Origin of the sequence: Phyllobacterium lublinensis (assembly GCF_020164435.1) — a bacterium.
Classification (GTDB): Bacteria; Pseudomonadota; Alphaproteobacteria; order Rhizobiales; family Rhizobiaceae; genus Phyllobacterium; species Phyllobacterium lublinensis.
In genome coordinates, this window is sequence record NZ_JAIUDQ010000005.1 from 82,323 (window position 1) to 100,567 (window position 18,245).

The following is an 18,245-nucleotide window of genomic DNA, read 5'->3' on the forward strand; positions in this document are numbered from 1 at the left end:
GAGCATTGAGTATGAGTGATGCACTCGATTTCAACGACCTGAAGCGTCGCATGGATGGTGCCGTACAGGCCCTGAGGCACGAGCTTAACGGCCTGCGTACCGGCCGTGCGTCAGCGAGCCTGCTGGAGCCTATCACGGTTGAGGCTTATGGTTCGCAAATGCCGCTTAACCAGGTTGCGAATATCACTGTGCCTGAATCCCGTATGCTTGCCGTGTCCGTTTGGGACAAATCCATGGTCGGCAAGGTCGAGCGTGCCATACGCGAATCCGGACTCGGCCTGAATCCGATCACAGACGGCAATAACCTGCGCATTCCACTGCCGGAACTGAATGAACAGCGCCGCAAGGAGCTTGTCAAAATCGCCCATCAATATGTCGAGCATGCCAAGGTTGCTGCGCGTCACGTGCGCCGTGATGGCATGGACGAGTTGAAGAAGCTCGAAAAGGACGGCGCGATCAGCCAGGACGACAACCGCGTGCTGTCCGAGAAGGTCCAGAAGCTGACGGACGACACTATCTCGGAGATGGACAAGGTAGTTGCGGTCAAAGAAGCGGAAATCATGCAGGTCTAAGGGCTGACATTTCGCCCAATTCTTTCCACTGGAGGTCCAAGTCATGTCCAATCCGCGCCACATTGCCATCATCATGGATGGAAATGGCCGTTGGGCAAAGGCTAGGGGACTGCCCCGTACGGCCGGTCACAAGGCTGGCGTCGAAGCATTGCGTGAAACGATTCGGGCTGCCGGAAATCTGGGTGTGCCGTTCTTGACGCTGTTTGCGTTCTCGTCGGAAAACTGGTCGAGGCCGCGTTCCGAAGTCTCGGATTTGATGGGATTGCTCAAGCTTTTTATCAGGCGCGATCTTGCCGATCTGCATCGGGAGAATGTTCGGGTACGGATCATTGGTGAACGTGACGGTCTGGCAAAGGACATCCGGGGCCTGTTGATCGAAGCAGAGACGCTGACGATGGGGAACACGGGCCTCACAGTGGTTATTGCCTTCAACTACGGCTCACGTAACGAGATTACCCGAGCAGTCCAGCGCCTGATGGCAGACGTGTCGTCAGGAATGCTTGCACACGAAGATATTACCTCCGAGGCGATCTCGGCACGGCTCGACACAGCCGACATTCCGGATCCGGATATGATCATCCGTACGAGTGGCGAGATGCGCTTATCCAACTTCCTGCTATGGCAGGCAGCCTATTCGGAATTTATGTTCCTGCCCTGCTACTGGCCGGACTTTCGCCCCTCCCACCTGGTGGAGGCGATCGAAACGTTCCAGATGCGAGAGCGCCGGTTCGGCGGCGTAACAGCGCAGGAAATCGCTCTGTGACCTTGATCGGCGCTGGCTTGAGCAACCTTCAAAAACGCATTCTCAGCGCCATTGTCCTTATAGCCATTGCTGTCGTCTTGACGTGGCTTGGCGGCCTTGCATTCGGAATTCTGTCCTGCGCCATTGGTCTCAGCATGTTCTACGAATGGCAGCTCATCACTGCCGACCGGTCCACTTCCGTGACGCGCGGCATTGCGTGGGTATGTCTCATCATCGTGTTGGCCGTGCTCCTGCTGTCACAACATATCCTATTGATGCTGGGGATACTCTTTGCGGGCGCTGTTCTCGTGGCTGTGCTTGGCGGCAGGCAGTTCGGTTACTGGCCGGCTTTCGGCCTGGTCTATGCCGGGTTCCCATCGATTGCGTTGACGTTGTTGCGTGGCGATACCGGTGATGGTTTTGCCGCGATCCTGTTCCTTTTTGCCGTTGTCTGGGCGACGGACATCTTCGCTTATTTCAATGGACGTGCATTGGGCGGGCCAAAACTAGCGCCACGCTTTTCTCCGAACAAGACCTGGGCCGGCGCTTTTGGCGGCGCCGCAGCCGGCGTGGCAGCGGGTGTGGGCCTCGCCGCTTTTGTCGCTCCTGCCGGTGGTGTTTCCATTCCGCTCATCGCGCTCGCGCTATCGATCATCGCCCAGATCGGTGATCTCGGCGAGTCGTGGGTGAAGCGGAGATTCGGCGTAAAGGACTCCAGCCAGCTTATTCCTGGTCACGGTGGTGTGATGGACCGGGTTGATGGTCTTGTGGCTGCTGCGGCATTGCTATACGTCATCGGTGCAATTCTGGTGACACCGGAAACACCTTACGACATTCTTTTTTAGACGGCTGAACGCAATTGGGTCGTTCGATTGGTTATCAGCCGGGAGGATATTTTGACGGACATGCTGCAAGCGCTCTTCGGTACTCAAAGTGTCCTGATCGGTACGATCCTGCCGTTTCTGATTGTTCTGACCGTCGTGGTCTTCGTTCATGAGTTGGGTCACTATCTCGTCGGTCGATGGTGCGGAATAGGCGTCAAGGCATTTTCTGTAGGTTTCGGCCCCGAGCTGATCGGTTTTAATGACAGGCACGGTACGCGTTGGAAGCTGTCGGCCATCCCGTTGGGCGGCTACGTCAAGTTTGCCGGCGACGAGAGCGTGACAAGCGCGACAGCGTCGCCGCTGGAGGCGATGAGCGCACAAGAGCGAGCCGTTGCCTTCCACACACAACCCGTTTGGAAACGTGCCGCGACGGTTTTCGCGGGCCCTGCGTTCAACATATTGTTGACGATAGTCATTTTTGCCGTGTTTTTCGCCCTCTACGGCAAAATGGTAGCCGACCCCATGGTTGCCGAAGTGCGTCCCGGAGGACCGGCGGCGGTAGCTGGCTTTCAACCCGGTGATCGCTTTCTCCGCGTTGACGGTGACAAGGTTGAAACGTTCTCGGATGTGCAGCGCATCGTGTCATCGCGCGGGGGCGATCCACTGGATTTCGTTGTGGAGCGCAATGGGCAGGAAGTCGAGCTGACTGCAACCCCCGAGCTTACCGAACAGAAGGATCCGCTCGGCAACACAATCAAGATCGCCGTGATCGGTGTTGTCAACAATCAGGAACTCGGAAACTTCCGGCGGATCGAGTACGGCCCTGTAGAATCGATCACGCAGGCGGTGCGTGAAAGTGGCTTTATCATCGCCCGCACGGGGCAGTTTTTCGGCCGCTTTTTTGCGGGACGCGAAGACAAATGCCAGCTGGGCGGTCCGGTCAAGATCGCAACCATGGCGGGCCAGGCGGCCAGCCAGGGAATCGACTGGCTGATCCAATTGACGGCCATGTTGTCGATCGGTATCGGTTTGCTCAACCTCTTTCCATTACCTCCGCTTGATGGTGGGCACCTCGTATTTTATGCCGCAGAAGCCGTCATAGGCAGACCGGTAAAACCGGCCGTTCAGGAGATTTTCTTCCGCGCCGGGTTCCTGCTGGTGCTGGGGTTCATGGGATTTGTCGTGTTCAACGATCTGTTTGCTTGCCGGTAACAACAATTAAACATTGATGAAAATTCGATGCATGGTCTGGCAAAGCGACATGATCTGTTTACTATAAGCCTCGATTGGCGTGGCATGGATGCCACGCTTTTGTGTGAAGTAAACAGATTTTAACCGTAAGCCTTGCGTGTATGTAAAAACCGGCTATGACGGTGTGCGAGTAAGTGCGAAGTCCGGGATCTCGCCCGGGGACAACGAGAAACAAAGGTTCAGAAGGCCTATGGCGGCAAGTTCAAAATTCGTTGGTGCAGCGTCGGCGCTCGCCATATCAGCAGCTCTTGTGAGTTCGGGTGCGATTGTCACGATGGTGGCTGGGGTAGCCACGGCACAAGCAGCAACAGTAAGCCGCATTGAAGTACGCGGAAACACGCGTGTTGATTCTCAGACTGTCCGCGATAATCTTGGAATCACTCCTGGCAAGCCTTTCACCAACGCAGATATCGACGAAGCAACGAAGCGCCTCTTCAATACGGGCCTGTTTGGTGACGTGCGCATCAGCCAGTCAGGCGGAACGCTGATCGTACAGGTTTCTGAACACCAGGTTGTCAACCAGGTGATTTTCCAGGGCAACAAGAAGATCAAGGATCCGCAGCTACAGGGTGCGGTGCAGTTGAAGCCGCGCGCTGCATTTGACCAAGCAACTCTGGATGCCGATACCGAGGCCGTCCGCGCTGCTTACCGCAACATTGGCCGCAGCGACGCGGTCGTCAATGCGCGCACCATGGATCTGGGTGAGGGCCGCGTTAATGTCGTCTTCGAGATCAACGAAGGTGACCGCACCAAGATTGCCAATATCAATTTCGTCGGTAACCAGGCTTTTGGCGATCGCCGCCTGAAGGACGTGATCTCGACCAAGCGTTCCAATCCGTTGTCATGGCTGACGCGAAACGACGTCTACAGCGAAGATAAGCTGCGTGCAGACGAGGAAACGCTGCGCCGGTTCTATTATAACCGCGGCTATGCCGATTTCCGCGTCATATCTTCGACGGCCGATCTCGATCCGGCAACCAACGATTACACCATCACCATCACGGTGGAAGAGGGTGAGAAGTACAAGTTCGGCGGTGTAACGATCGAGAGCTCGGTCGAAGGCGTCGATACTTCGCAATTGAACGGTCTTGTCGAGACGCGCGAAGGTGATACCTATAGCGCGAAGGAAGTTGAAGATTCCATCATCAAGGTGTCCGAGAGGGTTGCCGGTCAGGGCTATGCCTTCGCCAAGGTCGAGCCACGCGGTGACCGCAACTTCGAGAACCACACGATTTCGGTTACCTATGCGATCGATCAGGGGCCGCGTGCCTATGTGGAGCGCATCGAGATTCGCGGCAATGAAAAAACCCGCGACTTCGTGATTCGCCGTGAATTCGACGTCAGCGAAGGCGACGCCTTCAATCAGGTGCTGATCCAGCGCGCCAAGCGCCGCTTGGAACGTCTGGACTTTTTCCAGACGGTCAACATTTCGACTGCTCCCGGCTCCCAGCCGGACCAGGTCATCCTGGTCGTTGATGTAATTGAGAAATCGACGGGTGAATTCTCCATCGGTGGCGGCTATACGACCGGCGGTGAAACCCCCGGGCCGACAGTGGAGGGTTCGATTACCGAGCGCAACTTCCTCGGCCGTGGTCAATATGTGCGCATCGCCGCCGGTGGTGGACTGGACAACAACCGTTCCTATTCACTTTCGTTCACCGAGCCATACTTCCTTGGTCAGAGAATCTCGGCCGGGTTTGATATCTACAAGCGCCAGTCGGGTGTGAGAGACAAGTACGAGACCGATTTGACGGGCGGTACAATCCGCTTCGGGCTGCCAATCACGGAAGCTTTGACTGCCGGCGTTGCATACAACCTCACTCAGGAAGAGTACGAGATTGATGACGAAGCAAAGTTTCCCGACGGCACTCCGGATCCATCGGAAATCTCGCAAGCATATATCGATGCAGCCGAGGAAAGCCCTTGGATCAAGTCGTCTGTGAGCTGGACGCTTACCTACAACACGATCGACGACACGAAGAATCCGCATGATGGTCTTTATGGTAAATTCTTCCAGGAATATGCCGGTATTGGCGGCGACGCCAATTTCTTGAAGACGACGTTCAAGGGCCAGTACTACAAAACCCTGTCTGAAGAGATGGATATCGTCGGCCTGATTGGCGTTGGTGCTGGCCATATCACTGGCTTCGGCGATGAAGACCTGCGCGTATTCGATCTGTTCAAGAACAATACGGAAATGATCCGTGGCTTTAAGTATGCTGGTATCGGTCCTCGAGATCTTAGCGTTGACGACAGCAAGGGTAGCTTCCTGGGCGGCACGACCTATTTCAACGCGTCAACGGAAGCGCAATTCCCGATGCCAGTCATTCCTGAAAGTCTTGGCATCCGCGGCGCGGTATTTGCCGATGCGGCCACGCTCTACGGCAATGACCTGCCGGAAGCGTCCGATACGGATATGGAGTGGCGTGCGTCCGTGGGTGGAAGTATCATGTGGGCATCGCCGTTCGGTCCTCTGCGCTTCGACTACGCTGTACCGGTCAAGAAAGTTGATGGCGACCAAGTGCAGAATTTCAACTTCGGTATATCGAGCAAGTTCTGATAGATTGCTGACCTCCCGGGGGGAGCAAGTTTCCCCGGGGGAGAAAGTTAGTCGATGGCCGATCCGATCTTTTATGAGCCACTGCTAAACGTGACTATTGGTCAGATCGCCGGTCTGACCAATGGCGTTCTTGTGGACAGTTCCCTGGCAAACCGGCCGGTGACGCGGCTGTCGTCTCTGTCCGATGCGGGGCCGGATGCACTTGTGTTCATTGAAGGCAAGAAGCATGCGCAGGACCTCGAGGGCCTGAAGGCTGCGGGCGTGCTTTGCACTGAAGAAGTCAGAGTAAACATTCCAAAAAGCGTGGCCATCATCGTTACCCGGCATCCACAACAGGATTTCGCTGCGATAGGTCGGGCGCTTTATCCCAATGCCGTTAACGCCCATTTGTGGAGTGGACAGAGCGGTATTTCCGACCATGCGATCGTTCATCCAACCGCCGAAATCGAAGACGGCGTCACGATTGAACCTGGGGCAATCATCGGGAGCCATGTCTCGATCGGATCTGGTACTGTCATTGCAGCCAATGTTGTTATCGGTAACGGCTGCAAGATTGGCCGCGACTGCTATGTCGCTCCCAATTCCTCACTGCAATATTCGTTCCTCGGAAACCGCGTCCTGCTGCATCCTGGTGTCCGGATCGGACAGGATGGCTTCGGCTACGTGTCTGGCAAGGCCGGCCTGGATAAGATGCCACAGCTTGGCCGCGTCATTATCCAGGATAATGTCGAGATTGGCGCCAATACAACTGTCGACCGCGGTGCCCTGGCCGACACGATCATCGGCGAAGGCACGAAAATCGATAATCTCGTGCAGATTGCCCACAATGTACGTATCGGGCGCCATTGCGTTATTGCTGCGCAATGTGGCATTTCGGGCAGTGTAGTCCTTGGCGATATGACGATGCTCGGGGGAAGCGTCGGTATCAAGGATCATGTCAACATCGGATCACGCGTCGAGATTGCGGCGGCAAGCGGCGTGATGAACGATATTCCGGATGGTGAAAGGTGGGCTGGTGCGCCTGCGCAGCCATTCAAGCAATGGTTCCGTGAAATCGCCAGTGTTCGTGCGATGACCCGAACCAAGAAGGAGAGCAGTGGAGATGAGTGACAATGTGCAAGCCGATAGCCTCGGCGTCGCGGACATCCAGAAAATTCTGGCGAATCTCCCGCATCGTTATCCTTTCCTGCTGATTGATCGCATCGTTGACATTGATCGTGATGTCTCTGCGACGGGTATCAAGAACGTCAGCATAAACGAACCGCATTTTGCCGGCCATTTTCCTGAACTTCCTATAATGCCGGGGGTTCTGATCGTCGAAGCCATGGCGCAGACAGCTGGAGCCATTGTTCTCTTTCACAATGGAAGCGGCAAGCCCGGTAAGGTCTTTTTCATGACCATAGACAATGCCAAGTTCAGGAAGCCTGTCGTGCCAGGCGATCAACTGAAGTTGCGCGTGACCAAGCTGAAACAGCGCGGCAACATCCACAAATACAGTTGTGTTGCCGAAGTTGATGGAGTCAAGGTTGCAGAGGCCGAAGTGGCGGCCATGGTCAGCTTTCCTGACGAAGATGAGACCGGAGCCTGATGTTTGCAACCAGAATTCACCCGACGTCCATCGTAGAGCAGGGCGCACTTATCGGGAACAACGTAAATATCGGCCCGTTCTGCCATATAGGATCTGAAGTCGTCATCGGTGATGATGTCGAGCTCTTGAGCCACGTGGTGATAATGGGTCCAACGACTGTCGGTAGTGGCTCGAAAATCTACCCCAATGCGGTGCTTGGCGGCGATCCGCAAAACACCAAGCACAAGGGTGGCCGCACGACCCTGCTGATCGGCAAGAATTGTGTTATCCGCGAAGGCGTGACCATGCATCGCGGGACGGATGGCAGCCGCGGAATGACGACGGTTGGCGACAATTGTATGTTCCTTGCCTATGCGCATGTGGCCCATGACTGCGTCATTGGGGATAATGTAACATTCTCCAACAACGTGATGATTGGTGGCCACGTGTCCATCGGCAACAACGTCATTATCGGTGGTGGGGCCGGCATTCATCAGTTCGTGCGGGTTGGCCATCATGCATTCATCGGCGGTCTCGCAGCCCTGGCCAGCGATCTTGTGCCCTACGGCATGGCGATCGGCAATCACGCCTATCTCGGCGGGCTCAATATCATTGGCATGAAACGTTCGGGTATGGCCCGTCCGGAAATTCACAATCTGCGCCACGCGGTTCGAATGTTGTTTGACCGGACGAAGTCGATCAAGAGCCGTGCGGATGATGTACGGGCTGCATACCCGCAGTCTGCCGCGGTCGCGGATCTGATCGATTTCATCACCACTGATACCAAGCGCGCCTACTGCACGCCGCCACTCGATTCCGCAATCGAGATCAGTGACAGTGACGAAAACAGCTAAAACGCCGGACGGAAAGGTGCCCGCTTCTATCGCGGGTCGCACTGCAGTTATTGCGGGAAATGGCCTGCTGCCGGTTGCGGTGGCGGAAAGCTTGCGCAAGCAGGGTGATAATCCCCTGATTGTGGCAATCAGGGGTGAAGCCGAACCAATCCTCTATGAGGGAGAGCACGCTGAGATCTCCATTGTCGAACTCGGTGGGCTCGTCAGAATACTCAAAGCTGAAGGCATTTCGAACGTTGTACTTGCCGGGGGAATTCGGCACCGGCCGGAATTTCGCGCCGCGCTGCGACCGGGCAACGGCAATCTGGTCGCGCTTTATCGCTTCCTGCGTGCCTTCAGACTGGGCGATGATGGTCTGTTGCGCGCGGTGATTGCCACCATCGAATCCTATGGTTTCCGCGTCTTAGGTGCTCATGAGATCGTGCCGGACATCCTTGCGCCACCGCCAGGAACCGTGACGCGCAAACGGGCCGACAAGGAAAGCATCGCAGACATGCGGGCTGCGCGTGAAGCAGCGACTACAATTGGAGCCCTTGACATCGGTCAGGCGGCGATAGCCGTCGGCAGGCGCGTTGTGGCACTTGAAGGCGTCGAAGGGACCGATGCCATGCTGCAACGGGTGGCTGAGCTTCGCCTGGCCAAACGCATCAATCGCAAGGGGGGCGTTCTCGTGAAGTGCGCCAAGCCACAGCAGGAAGTTCGGGCCGACCTGCCGGCCATTGGTATCAGCACGGTCGAAAATGCCTACAGGGCTGGACTGAAGGGTATCGCCATCGAAGCGGGTCGCACATTGATACTCGGCTTTGACGAGACTGTTAGAGCCGCGGATGCAGCCGGTCTGTTCATCGAGACATTCGAACAGAGAGAGCCCGATGAAAGCTGAGAAGCCATTGCGCCTTGCGATAGTGACCGGAGAAGAGTCCGGCGATCTTCTGGGCGCCGATCTGGTTCAGGCGCTTCGAAATCAATACGCTGGAGAGGTAATCCTGAGCGGCGTCGGTGGTGAGCACCTTTCTGCGCTTGGTCTTGACAGCTTGTTTGACCAGCATGAAATCGCATTGGTCGGGTTGAGCGCGATCATACGTAAACTCCCGCAACTTGTCCGCCGTATTTCTCAACTCGCAAACGCGATCATTGCCGCTAAACCTGATTGCCTTGTGATCATCGATAGTCCCGATTTCACGCATCGCGTAGCCCGCAAGGTGAGGGCGGCGGATCCGTCGATCCCTATCGTCAACTATATCAGCCCGTCCGTTTGGGCGTGGCGACCGGAACGCGCCAAAGCCATGCGAGCCTATGTCGATCACGTTCTGGCGATCTTACCGTTTGAAGTGCAGGCGCTGAAGGATCTCGACGGACCACCGGCAACCTATGTCGGACACAGGCTCGTTTCGCACGCCCCCCTCATCGAGGCAGCAAACCACAACCGCGCCCGCAACGCCGGCTTGGGTGACCGGGGGGAAAAACAGCTTGTGGTCTTGCCAGGGTCGCGCCGATCCGAAATCGCAAGTTTATGTGGGCCGTTTGGTGAGACCGTCGACCTCCTGGAAGGTCGCGGTAACCGGATGAGGGTGACTTTGCCCACATTGCCGAAGGTTGAGCCGCTCGTCCGGCAGTTGACTGCTGGCTGGCGGGTCCAGCCCCGGATTGTGGTCGGCGAGGCCGAAAGGCTGCGCGCCTTCGCCGAGGCCGACGCTGCGCTCGCCGCCTCGGGCACTGTGTCACTGGAACTGGCGCTTGCCCGGATACCCACTGTCCTGTCGTACAAGCCTGATTGGTTGGCTCGCACTTTTCTGGCTCCGCGCATCAAGGTCTGGAGCGCCGCGTTGCCCAATATCATCGCGGATGAACCTGTTGTGCCGGAATACTTCAACCAGTTCGTGCGTGCAGGGCCGCTTGCGCGTCAACTCGAGCAGTTGCTGATTCCTGGTCTAAGGCGCAGGGCACAGCTGGAGAGCTTCGACAAGATTGCACGTGCCATGCAGACCGGTCGGCCAGCCGGCGAAATTGCCGCTGGAAAAGTCCTGGAACTGGCCAAAAAGCGCTAAGGCAACAAACAAAAAAGGCGCCGAGTGGCGCCTTTCTTTACTTGAAGATGTAGATCCTATTTGCGGTTTTCTACACTCACGTAGTCGCGCTGCGTTGCACCTGTATAGAGCTGACGCGGACGGCCGATCTTCTGATGCGGATCCTCGATCATCTCTTTCCACTGGGCGATCCAGCCGACGGTGCGGGCAACCGCAAACAGCACGGTGAACATGGTGGTTGGGAAGCCTAGGGCCTTCAAGGTGATTCCTGAGTAGAAGTCGACGTTTGGATAGAGCTTCTTTTCGATGAAATATTCGTCTGTTAGCGCGATACGCTCAAGCTCCATGGCAACATCGAGAAGCGGGTCGTCCTTGATGCCGAGTTCGGCGAGGACTTCACGTGTTGTCTGCTGCATGATCTTGGCGCGCGGGTCGTAATTCTTGTAGACACGGTGACCAAATCCCATCAGGCGGAACGGATCATTCTTGTCCTTGGCGCGGGCAATATATTCCGGAATACGGTCTACCGTTCCGATTTCCCCGAGCATGGTCAAGGCAGCTTCATTGGCGCCGCCATGGGCGGGGCCCCAAAGGCAAGCGATACCGGCGGCGATGCAGGCGAAGGGATTGGCACCGGACGATCCTGCCAGGCGAACGGTCGACGTGGACGCGTTCTGCTCATGGTCTGCGTGCAAGATGAAAATGCGATCCATTGCCCGGGCGAGAACCGGATTGGGAACATAATCCTCGCAGGGTACCGCAAAACACATATGCAGGAAGTTGGTTGCGAAATCGAGATTGTTCTTCGGATAAACGAACGGTTGACCGATATGATATTTGTAGGCCATGGCGGCAAGGGTCGGGATCTTGGCGATCATGCGGATCGAAGCGACCATGCGCTGATGCGGATCCGATATGTCGGTCGAGTCGTGGTAGAATGCCGACAGAGCGCCTACGACGCCGACCATGACGGCCATGGGATGCGCGTCACGACGGAATCCGCTGAAAAAGCGCGACATTTGCTCATGCACCATGGTGTGATGCGTGACACGATAGTCGAAATCCGCCTTCTGGCTCTTGGTGGGCAGTTCGCCGTAAAGGAGCAGGTAGCAGGCCTCGAGAAAATCGCCATGTTCGGCAAGCTGCTCGATCGGATAGCCGCGGTGTAGCAGAATACCTTCATCGCCATCGATATAGGTGATTTGCGACTCGCAGGATGCCGTGGAAGTAAATCCGGGATCGTATGTAAATGCGCCGGTGTTCTTGTAGAGTGTACCAATGTCCACGACATCCGGTCCGATGGTCCCCTTCTTTATAGGTAACGCAAACTGGTGACCATTCAGATCGATGTTGACGCTGTTTTCAGACATTGCCGTTCCTTTCTTGCTTCAGCTTGCGCTGACCCAGCGCAAAAGCACTTGCCTCAAGCGAGGTCGTATTCATGAATTTCTCAGGCACGACACCGTACTCGAAAGGCACGATGTTGCAATGCAAAAATGCACTCGATTTTGCCCGAAACTAGCCTTTTATCCGGTCCTCTATCCGGCCCAATGATTCCTCCCTTCCAAGGACTGCCAGTACGTCAAAAACACCCGGAGACGTTGCTCTTCCAGTCAATGCAGCACGTAGTGGTTGTGCGATTTTGCCAAGCTTCAAACCGCTTTGTTCGGCATGTACACGCACTGCAGCATCAAGCGCTTCTGCGGTCCATTCATCCACCGCCGAGAGCGCAGGCAGAACGCCGGAAAGTACGCTCAGGCCTTCCTCGTTCAGCAGGCCGGCCGCTTTCTCATCCAACGCGAGAGGACGCTGCGCAAAGAGGTATTTTGCGCTGTCGGCCAGTTCCACCAGCGTCTTGGCGCGCTCCTTCAGACCAGGCATTGCGGCCAGTAATTTGGCCTTCGTCTTGTCGTTCAACCGTGCCAGAATCTCGGCTCCGCCTTCGATTTCCGGCAGAATGTCGATCATGGCTTGGACCAGATCGGCGTCACCGGAAAAGCGCATGTAATGTCCGTTGATGGCCTCGAGCTTCTGGAAATCGAAACGGGAGGCACCGCGATTGATGTCCGAGATTTCAAACCACTCGATCATCTGTTCGTCCGACATGATCTCGTCATCGCCGTGGCTCCAGCCCAGTCGGACGAGATAGTTTCGCAGCGCCGCGGGAAGGTAGCCCAACGCGCGGTATGCCTCAACACCGAGGGCGCCGTGGCGCTTGGAGAGTTTTGCGCCATCGGCGCCGTGAATGAGCGGTATATGGCCCATGACCGGAACATCCCAGCCCATGGCGTTGTAAATCACCATTTGGCGCGCGGCATTGGTCAAATGGTCATCGCCACGGATGATATGTGTGACACCCATATCATGATCATCGACAACAACCGCGTGCATGTAGGTCGGATTGCCGTCCGAACGCAGAATGATGAAATCATCGAGATCCTTGTTGGGAAAACGCACATCTCCCTGGACCTGGTCGCGCACAAGGGTTTCACCTTCCTGCGGCGCCTTGATCCGGATGACGGGCTTGACGCCAGCAGGGGCCTCTTTCGGATCGCGATCGCGCCAACGGCCATCATAGCGTGGCGGACGGCCTTCAGCGCGAGCCTTTTCACGCATCTCCTCAAGCTCGGCCGGTGTGGCATAGCAATAATAGGCCTTGCCCTTGGCCACGAGTTCTTCGGCCACTTCACGATGTCTGGGTGCGCGTTCGAACTGCGATACGGCTTCGCCGTCCCAATCCAGGCCAAGCCACTTCAAACCATCGAGTATGGCGGCAACTGCAGCATCTGACGAACGTTCGCGGTCCGTATCCTCGATGCGAAGCATCATCCTGCCGCCGGTATGTTTGGCATAGAGCCAGTTGAACAGCGCGGTGCGCGCACCGCCGATGTGCAGGTATCCGGTCGGGGATGGGGCAAAACGGGTGACGACTGAAGATGACATGGGTGCTCCGGAGCGGGTACGCCGACATTAGTCGAACGTCCAATCGAATTGATCTGGCGTTCATGTAGCATAGCAACGCTGCTGTGCAAGAGTATTGGGGAGCCAGGAGGCAAATGGAAGGCCCCGTTGCTACGACGAAGACGAGCGAGCGGCTGTTCTTTGTTGGGGTAAACGCCGCCCATGAATTGGCTCCTTGTGATGGAAGCAGTGACGTTACACGCGCTGACCGAAGTCGGTCTGCCATAGGCGAGCCGCAGCGCGCAGGTCTAGCGCGTCTGCAAATCACATCCATACCAAGTGCAGTCGCCGAGGTATGGAGCGGCGAAATCGAGCGCGGCACGCTGTTCTTGCTCGTGCCGGTTTTTGGCGGGTGTGGTGCCATTCTCTATTTTGCGGCGGACACGGAACCGAGGCTCGGCGCCATGACGGCTGGCCTGACCGTCCTAGCAGTGCTGCGCGAACTTGCACGCGCGCGCCCCATCGCGCGGCTTCTGCTCCTGCTCGGCATCGCGATCATTGCCGGCATGCTTTGCGCAAAGCTCGAAACGATCCGGGCTGGTACCAGGATGCTTGGCTCCGAAATCACCACACGCATCACCGGCCGCGTCGTAGCCTTGGCGAAGGATGCGAAAGGCGGGTGGCGGGTGACGATGGATGTTATCTCGACAACGCAGCCTGCGTTGCGTTACGGACCTGATCGCGTCGTAGTATCGGCACAAACATTGCCGCTCGCGGTCAAGATCGGCGACGGCTTGTCCGGTCTCGTCCACCTGCGCCCCCAGTCAGGGCCTGTGCGACCAGGCAATTATGACTTCGCCTTCTACAATTATTACCGCGGCATCGGTGCCAATGGATTCCTGCTGGGAAAGGCTAATGTCTTGTCCGTGCCTGCCGCGTCACGCCCCGCAATGCTGGTCGCGGTCGCCAACATTAGGCAGCAGCTCACTGCCCGTATCCTGCAAAACATTAAAGGCGAGCCCGGTGATATCGCCGCATCCTTGATCACGGGGCAGCGCGACGGCATCAGCGACGATACCAACAATGCGATGCGATTGAGTGGCCTGTCACATATCCTCTCAATTTCCGGTTTTCACATGGCCTTGGTCGCCGCAACGATCATCGGTTCATTGCGTGCGATGCTCGCGCTTTTGCCCGGCTTCTCGGCGCGCTTACCAGTAAAAAAGTACTCGGCGCTGATCGCTTTGATCGGCTCTGCTTTCTACTTGCTTATTTCGGGGGCGGATGTGGCTGCCCAGCGCAGTTTCATTATGCTCAGTGTCATGCTCTTGGCCGTAACCGTCGACCGCGCGGCCATTTCCATGCGCAACCTCGCTATCGCCGCGCTTATCACCATTGCCTTATCGCCGCATGAGATTCTTGGTCCCAGTTTTCAGATGTCCTATTCGGCCACTGCTGCGCTCATTGCATTCTATGGTTGGTGGTCGAAACGGCAGAACACACGAAACCCTTGTTCGAGACGTTCTTTTTTAACAGTGCTCCCGATAAAAGCGGCCAACTACATTGCCACCATTGCCATGACATCGCTCGTCGCCGGTACCGTCAGCTCAATTTTTGCCGCATATCATTTCAACAACACAGCCCCCTTGGGACTCATCGGCAATGCCCTCGCACTCCCGGTCATATCGACGCTTGTGATGCCGTTTGCCGTGCTGGGCCTGCTCGCCATGCCGTTTGACCTCGACTGGCTGCCATTTGCCATTATGGGGCGCGGAATCGAAGGCGTGATTGCCATAGCGCACATGGTTGCTTCCCACTCTCCCAATGGCAATCTCGGGCTGATGCCACAGGGAACACTCGTATTGACCAGCATGGGGCTGATTTTGCTTCTGGCTCTGTCAACGCGCTTGCGGCTGTGCGGCGTTCCGCTTGTATTGGCTGCTGCCATCTGGATGATGCGTGCTCACGCGCCGGATATCATTATTGCCGAGGATGGCAAACTTGTTGCACTTCGAACAACGGACAACGATCTGGCGATCAACCGATCATCCGGCAGTAAATTCACACTGGAGAACTGGCAGGAGGGATATGGAACAAACGCAGTGGTCAATCCGCTCAAGACCGGTGCTAGCCCTGACGGCATGCAGTTTGCCTGTACTGACAATCTTTGCACGGCTCGCGAACGCGGCGGGCTTATCATAGCCTATACGCATGATCCCTCACGGCGGCTGGCGGCCTGCGCCGAGGGCGATATCGTCATACTGGCCTTCGCAGGAACGGAAGTCTCGTGCAACGATAAGAACTTGCTGGTCATCAGCAAACGTGATCTCGCATTGCATGGAAGCGCCGAGCTAAGGCTACATGAATGGAGTGGCGAACCATTCAATTTCTTCAGAAGCGCAGATAGCGATGACGTAGCTCAAGGGCCACTTCTGAAGGCCAATGCCGAGCATGTTCAACGGGTCTTGTCGGCTACCGTGACATACGCTGTCGGGCCACCTGTACGCCCTTGGAACAGCTACAGAATTTATTCGAGAACCGCACGCAATCTTGCGGATTCCCGCCGGGAGCAAGGACCGGATGGGCGTAACGGAGCTCCGCTGACTCGATACAAGCCTCAGTAGCGGCGGATCAGGCCGACCAGTTTTCCCTGGACCTGAACGCGATCCGGACCAAAAATACGAGTCTCATAGGCGGGATTTGCGGCTTCGAGCGCGATGGAAGCGCCCTTGCGGCGAAAACGCTTCAAAGTTGCTTCCTCGTCGTCGACCAGCGCAACGACGATCTCGCCAGGATTAGCCGTATCGCTTCGCTTTATCACAACCGTGTCGCCGTCGAAGATCCCGGCTTCGATCATTGAGTCCCCCTTGACCTCCAGCGCATAGTGTTCGCCATTGCCAAGCATGTCCGGCGGCAGGCCGATCATGTGAGTCTGGTTCTGAATTGCTGAAATCGGCACACCAGCGGCGATGCGTCCCATAACGGGAATGCTGACGATCGTGGACGCGTTAACGTCATCGGCTGGGCGCGACTGGGGCCGGGGAGGGGCAACGTTGCGCCCAAGACTGCCCTCGATAACGCTTGGTGAGAACTTCTTCTGCGTGTTCAATCCGGGCGCTATTGAGTCCGGCAGACGCAACACTTCCAAGGCCCTGGCCCTGTTTGCGAGCCGACGAATAAAGCCCCGTTCCTCCAGCGCAGTGATCAACCGGTGGATGCCGGACTTTGATGCAAGATCAAGAGCATCCTTCATCTCGTCAAAGGACGGAGGGATGCCCGTTTCCTTCAATCGCTCATGAATGAAGAGCAGGAGTTCGTGTTGTTTACGCGTGAGCATGGGGCGATCCTTTGACTCGGAATCGAAAAAACAAAACCAGAACAAACACTATCTGTTCCAGTTGTGTTCCACAAGGATTAATATCTGGTGTATGTCGCCGATTCAGCTTCGCGGCTGGGCGCCCGTCGCGGCGTCTCATGGTCATCATCGGTGGACGGCGCCGTTTTGGCGCCGCACAGTCTCATAACCTCAACGCAGTGATTTGAACCCTGTCCTGAGTTCCTTTGTGAACAGCTCTGGCTGTTCCCAGGCAGCGAAGTGTCCACCCTTGTCCACCTTGTTGAAGTGTATGAGTTTGGGATAGGCCTTTTCGACCCAACTCTTCGGTGCCGCATAAATCTCATCCGGAAAGACGCTCACCGCAACCGGGATGGTTACGTTCTTCGGCGCGAAGAAGGGGAGCTTGTTTTCCCAATAGAGCCGAGCTGAGGAGACGCCCGTGCTCGTTAGCCAGTAAAGTGTGATGTTATCGAGAATGTCATCTTTCGTCAGACCCTCGGATTGGCCGGCAAACACACGCGCAATCAGTTCGTAACTGCGTATATCGTGGTCGAGTATCCATGCGGCAAGTCCGACAGGCGAGTCCTCGATCGCGTAGAGCGTCTGCGGGCGGTTTCCCATTTCCTGGGCGTAGGCCAAGCCGTGCTTGTAGAAAAATGCGAGCTGATCATAGGCGTTCTTCTCATCAGCGGAGAGATCGCCTGGGGGTGGTGAACCCGTGAAAGCGGCCTTATCGATTTCGGGCGGAACGGCGCCGGCCATGTTCGTGTGAATGCCGATCAGTTCCGGCGCTGCCTGAACGCCCATCTGGTCGACGATGAGCGCGCCCCAATCGCCTCCTTGCGCAACGTATTTTGTGTAACCCAGCCGCTTCATCAACTCGGTCCATGTCTTGGCGATACGGGGTGCATCCCAGCCGGTTGTGGTCGGCTTGCCGGAAAAACCGTAGCCCGGCATCGACGGGACCACCACATGAAAGGCGTCCTTTTCATTACCGCCATGCGCCGTGGGATTGGCAAGTGGCTCGATGATCTTCAATTGCTCGATGATCGATCCCGGCCATCCGTGCGTGACGATGAGCGGCAATGCATTGTCGTGGTTTGAGCGCGCGTGGATGAAGTGGATTTCAACCCCGTCAATCTCGGTAGTGAATTGCGGCAACGCGTTCAACCTGGCTTCGACCTTGCGCCAATCGTAATCTGTTCCCCAATATTGAGCGAGTGCCTGAATCGTTGCGAGTTGCACGCCCTGTGTTGCATCGGGCACGACTTCCTGTGGAGGAAATTTCGTTGCGGCGACGCGTTTGCGCAGATCGTCGAGTTGCTCTTGCGGAATGTTGACGCGGAACGGGCGGATTTCATCATTTGCGGCCGCTTGCGCCGGATACGCCCCGAAAACGGTTGCAGCACCTGCTGCGACAATTCCCGCTGCCGCTGCGCTCAAGAGCTGGCGTCGGTTCTGATCGATCGTCTCGGAACTTGACCGCGTACCCGGCGCAACCCTTCCGATCTTGCGCCTGCCTGGATTTGCCTTGTCTGCCATTGCTGTCCCTCCTGTTGGTCAGGCCAAAAGCAGTGAGACATGTTCCTGCGGGCAACGGATATCATTAT

The 18,245-nt window shown here is 56.6% G+C and carries 15 protein-coding genes; 11 read left to right on the forward strand and 4 right to left on the reverse strand.

The window, feature by feature from the left end:
• Nucleotides 1-11 precede the first annotated feature (11 nt).
• The 10 genes from frr to lpxB all read left to right on the forward strand — a co-directional run bounded on the left by frr (nt 12) and on the right by lpxB (nt 10,418).
• A complete protein-coding gene (gene frr, locus K9U38_RS08385) occupies nt 12-572 on the forward strand; it encodes a ribosome recycling factor (RefSeq protein WP_224493896.1) in 561 nt (186 codons plus the stop codon).
• 43 nt (nt 573-615) lie between these two features.
• The gene (locus tag K9U38_RS08390; protein ID WP_224493897.1) at nt 616-1,335 is read left to right on the forward strand and encodes an isoprenyl transferase; all 720 of its coding nucleotides are present in this window, start codon (nt 616-618) and stop codon (nt 1,333-1,335) included.
• A 17-nt stretch (nt 1,336-1,352) separates the two neighbouring features.
• Nucleotides 1,353-2,159, forward strand: coding sequence for a phosphatidate cytidylyltransferase (locus tag K9U38_RS08395; protein ID WP_224494082.1), 807 nt, complete (start codon nt 1,353-1,355; stop codon nt 2,157-2,159).
• A gap of 51 nt (nt 2,160-2,210) precedes the next feature.
• Complete coding sequence (gene rseP / locus K9U38_RS08400) at nt 2,211-3,350, forward strand: RIP metalloprotease RseP (RefSeq protein ID WP_370631864.1); 1,140 nt, start codon at nt 2,211-2,213, stop codon at nt 3,348-3,350.
• 229 nt (nt 3,351-3,579) lie between these two features.
• Nucleotides 3,580-5,949 (forward strand): outer membrane protein assembly factor BamA, encoded by a 2,370-nt coding sequence (gene bamA, locus K9U38_RS08405; protein WP_224493898.1) that lies wholly within the window; start codon nt 3,580-3,582, stop codon nt 5,947-5,949.
• Between the two features lie 54 nt (nt 5,950-6,003).
• Complete coding sequence (gene lpxD / locus K9U38_RS08410) at nt 6,004-7,059, forward strand: UDP-3-O-(3-hydroxymyristoyl)glucosamine N-acyltransferase (RefSeq protein WP_224493899.1); 1,056 nt, start codon at nt 6,004-6,006, stop codon at nt 7,057-7,059.
• The gene (fabZ, locus tag K9U38_RS08415; protein WP_224493900.1) at nt 7,052-7,537 is read left to right on the forward strand and encodes a 3-hydroxyacyl-ACP dehydratase FabZ; all 486 of its coding nucleotides are present in this window, start codon (nt 7,052-7,054) and stop codon (nt 7,535-7,537) included. Before lpxD ends, fabZ begins: the two co-directional genes overlap by 8 nt.
• Nucleotides 7,537-8,370, forward strand: coding sequence for an acyl-ACP--UDP-N-acetylglucosamine O-acyltransferase (lpxA, locus tag K9U38_RS08420; RefSeq protein WP_224493901.1), 834 nt, complete (start codon nt 7,537-7,539; stop codon nt 8,368-8,370). The genes fabZ and lpxA overlap by 1 nt, the downstream gene beginning before the upstream one ends.
• Nucleotides 8,354-9,253, forward strand: a complete 900-nt coding sequence (locus tag K9U38_RS08425) for an LpxI family protein (RefSeq protein WP_224493902.1) — start codon at nt 8,354-8,356, stop codon at nt 9,251-9,253. Before lpxA ends, K9U38_RS08425 begins: the two co-directional genes overlap by 17 nt.
• Entirely contained in the window at nt 9,243-10,418 is a 1,176-nt protein-coding gene (gene lpxB, locus K9U38_RS08430; protein WP_224493903.1) for a lipid-A-disaccharide synthase, read from the forward strand. Before K9U38_RS08425 ends, lpxB begins: the two co-directional genes overlap by 11 nt.
• 56 nt (nt 10,419-10,474) lie before the next feature.
• On the opposite strand, the gene gltA is transcribed toward lpxB, so the two are convergent.
• Together gltA and gltX are read right to left on the reverse strand one after the other, a co-directional pair.
• Nucleotides 10,475-11,767, reverse strand: a complete 1,293-nt coding sequence (gene gltA / locus K9U38_RS08435; protein ID WP_224493904.1) for a citrate synthase — start codon at nt 11,765-11,767, stop codon at nt 10,475-10,477.
• A gap of 148 nt (nt 11,768-11,915) precedes the next feature.
• Nucleotides 11,916-13,340: a glutamate--tRNA ligase gene (gltX, locus tag K9U38_RS08440; RefSeq protein ID WP_224493905.1), complete on the reverse strand. Its 1,425-nt coding sequence runs from the start codon at nt 13,338-13,340 to the stop codon at nt 11,916-11,918.
• Nucleotides 13,341-13,453: 113 nt separating this feature from the next.
• On the opposite strand from gltX, the gene K9U38_RS08445 reads away from it, so the two are divergent.
• Nucleotides 13,454-15,922, forward strand: a complete 2,469-nt coding sequence (locus tag K9U38_RS08445; RefSeq protein ID WP_224493906.1) for a ComEC/Rec2 family competence protein — start codon at nt 13,454-13,456, stop codon at nt 15,920-15,922.
• On the opposite strand, the gene lexA is transcribed toward K9U38_RS08445, so the two are convergent.
• Entirely contained in the window at nt 15,916-16,635 is a 720-nt protein-coding gene (gene lexA, locus K9U38_RS08450) for a transcriptional repressor LexA (RefSeq protein WP_224493907.1), read from the reverse strand. The two genes, K9U38_RS08445 and lexA, sit on opposite strands and share 7 nt — an antisense overlap.
• 189 nt (nt 16,636-16,824) lie before the next feature.
• Nucleotides 16,825-18,177 carry an epoxide hydrolase family protein gene (locus tag K9U38_RS08455; protein WP_224493908.1) on the reverse strand — a complete coding sequence of 451 codons (1,353 nt, stop codon included), beginning with the start codon at nt 18,175-18,177 and terminating at the stop codon, nt 16,825-16,827.
• Nucleotides 18,178-18,245: the final 68 nt, after the last annotated feature.

What these genes read in the sequence shown, in the direction of transcription:
- frr (WP_224493896.1), top strand. Translation starts at nt 12, where the DNA reads ATGAGTGATGCACTCGATTTCAACGACCTGAAGCGTCGCATGGATGGT.
- K9U38_RS08390 (WP_224493897.1), top strand. Translation starts at nt 616, where the DNA reads ATGTCCAATCCGCGCCACATTGCCATCATCATGGATGGAAATGGCCGT.
- bamA (WP_224493898.1), top strand. Translation starts at nt 3,580, where the DNA reads ATGGCGGCAAGTTCAAAATTCGTTGGTGCAGCGTCGGCGCTCGCCATA.
- lpxD (WP_224493899.1), top strand. Translation starts at nt 6,004, where the DNA reads ATGGCCGATCCGATCTTTTATGAGCCACTGCTAAACGTGACTATTGGT.
- fabZ (WP_224493900.1), top strand. Translation starts at nt 7,052, where the DNA reads ATGAGTGACAATGTGCAAGCCGATAGCCTCGGCGTCGCGGACATCCAG.
- lpxA (WP_224493901.1), top strand. Translation starts at nt 7,537, where the DNA reads ATGTTTGCAACCAGAATTCACCCGACGTCCATCGTAGAGCAGGGCGCA.
- lpxB (WP_224493903.1), top strand. Translation starts at nt 9,243, where the DNA reads ATGAAAGCTGAGAAGCCATTGCGCCTTGCGATAGTGACCGGAGAAGAG.
- gltA (WP_224493904.1), bottom strand. Translation starts at nt 11,767, where the DNA reads ATGTCTGAAAACAGCGTCAACATCGATCTGAATGGTCACCAGTTTGCG.
- gltX (WP_224493905.1), bottom strand. Translation starts at nt 13,340, where the DNA reads ATGTCATCTTCAGTCGTCACCCGTTTTGCCCCATCCCCGACCGGATAC.
- K9U38_RS08445 (WP_224493906.1), top strand. Translation starts at nt 13,454, where the DNA reads ATGGAAGGCCCCGTTGCTACGACGAAGACGAGCGAGCGGCTGTTCTTT.
- lexA (WP_224493907.1), bottom strand. Translation starts at nt 16,635, where the DNA reads ATGCTCACGCGTAAACAACACGAACTCCTGCTCTTCATTCATGAGCGA.
- K9U38_RS08455 (WP_224493908.1), bottom strand. Translation starts at nt 18,177, where the DNA reads ATGGCAGACAAGGCAAATCCAGGCAGGCGCAAGATCGGAAGGGTTGCG.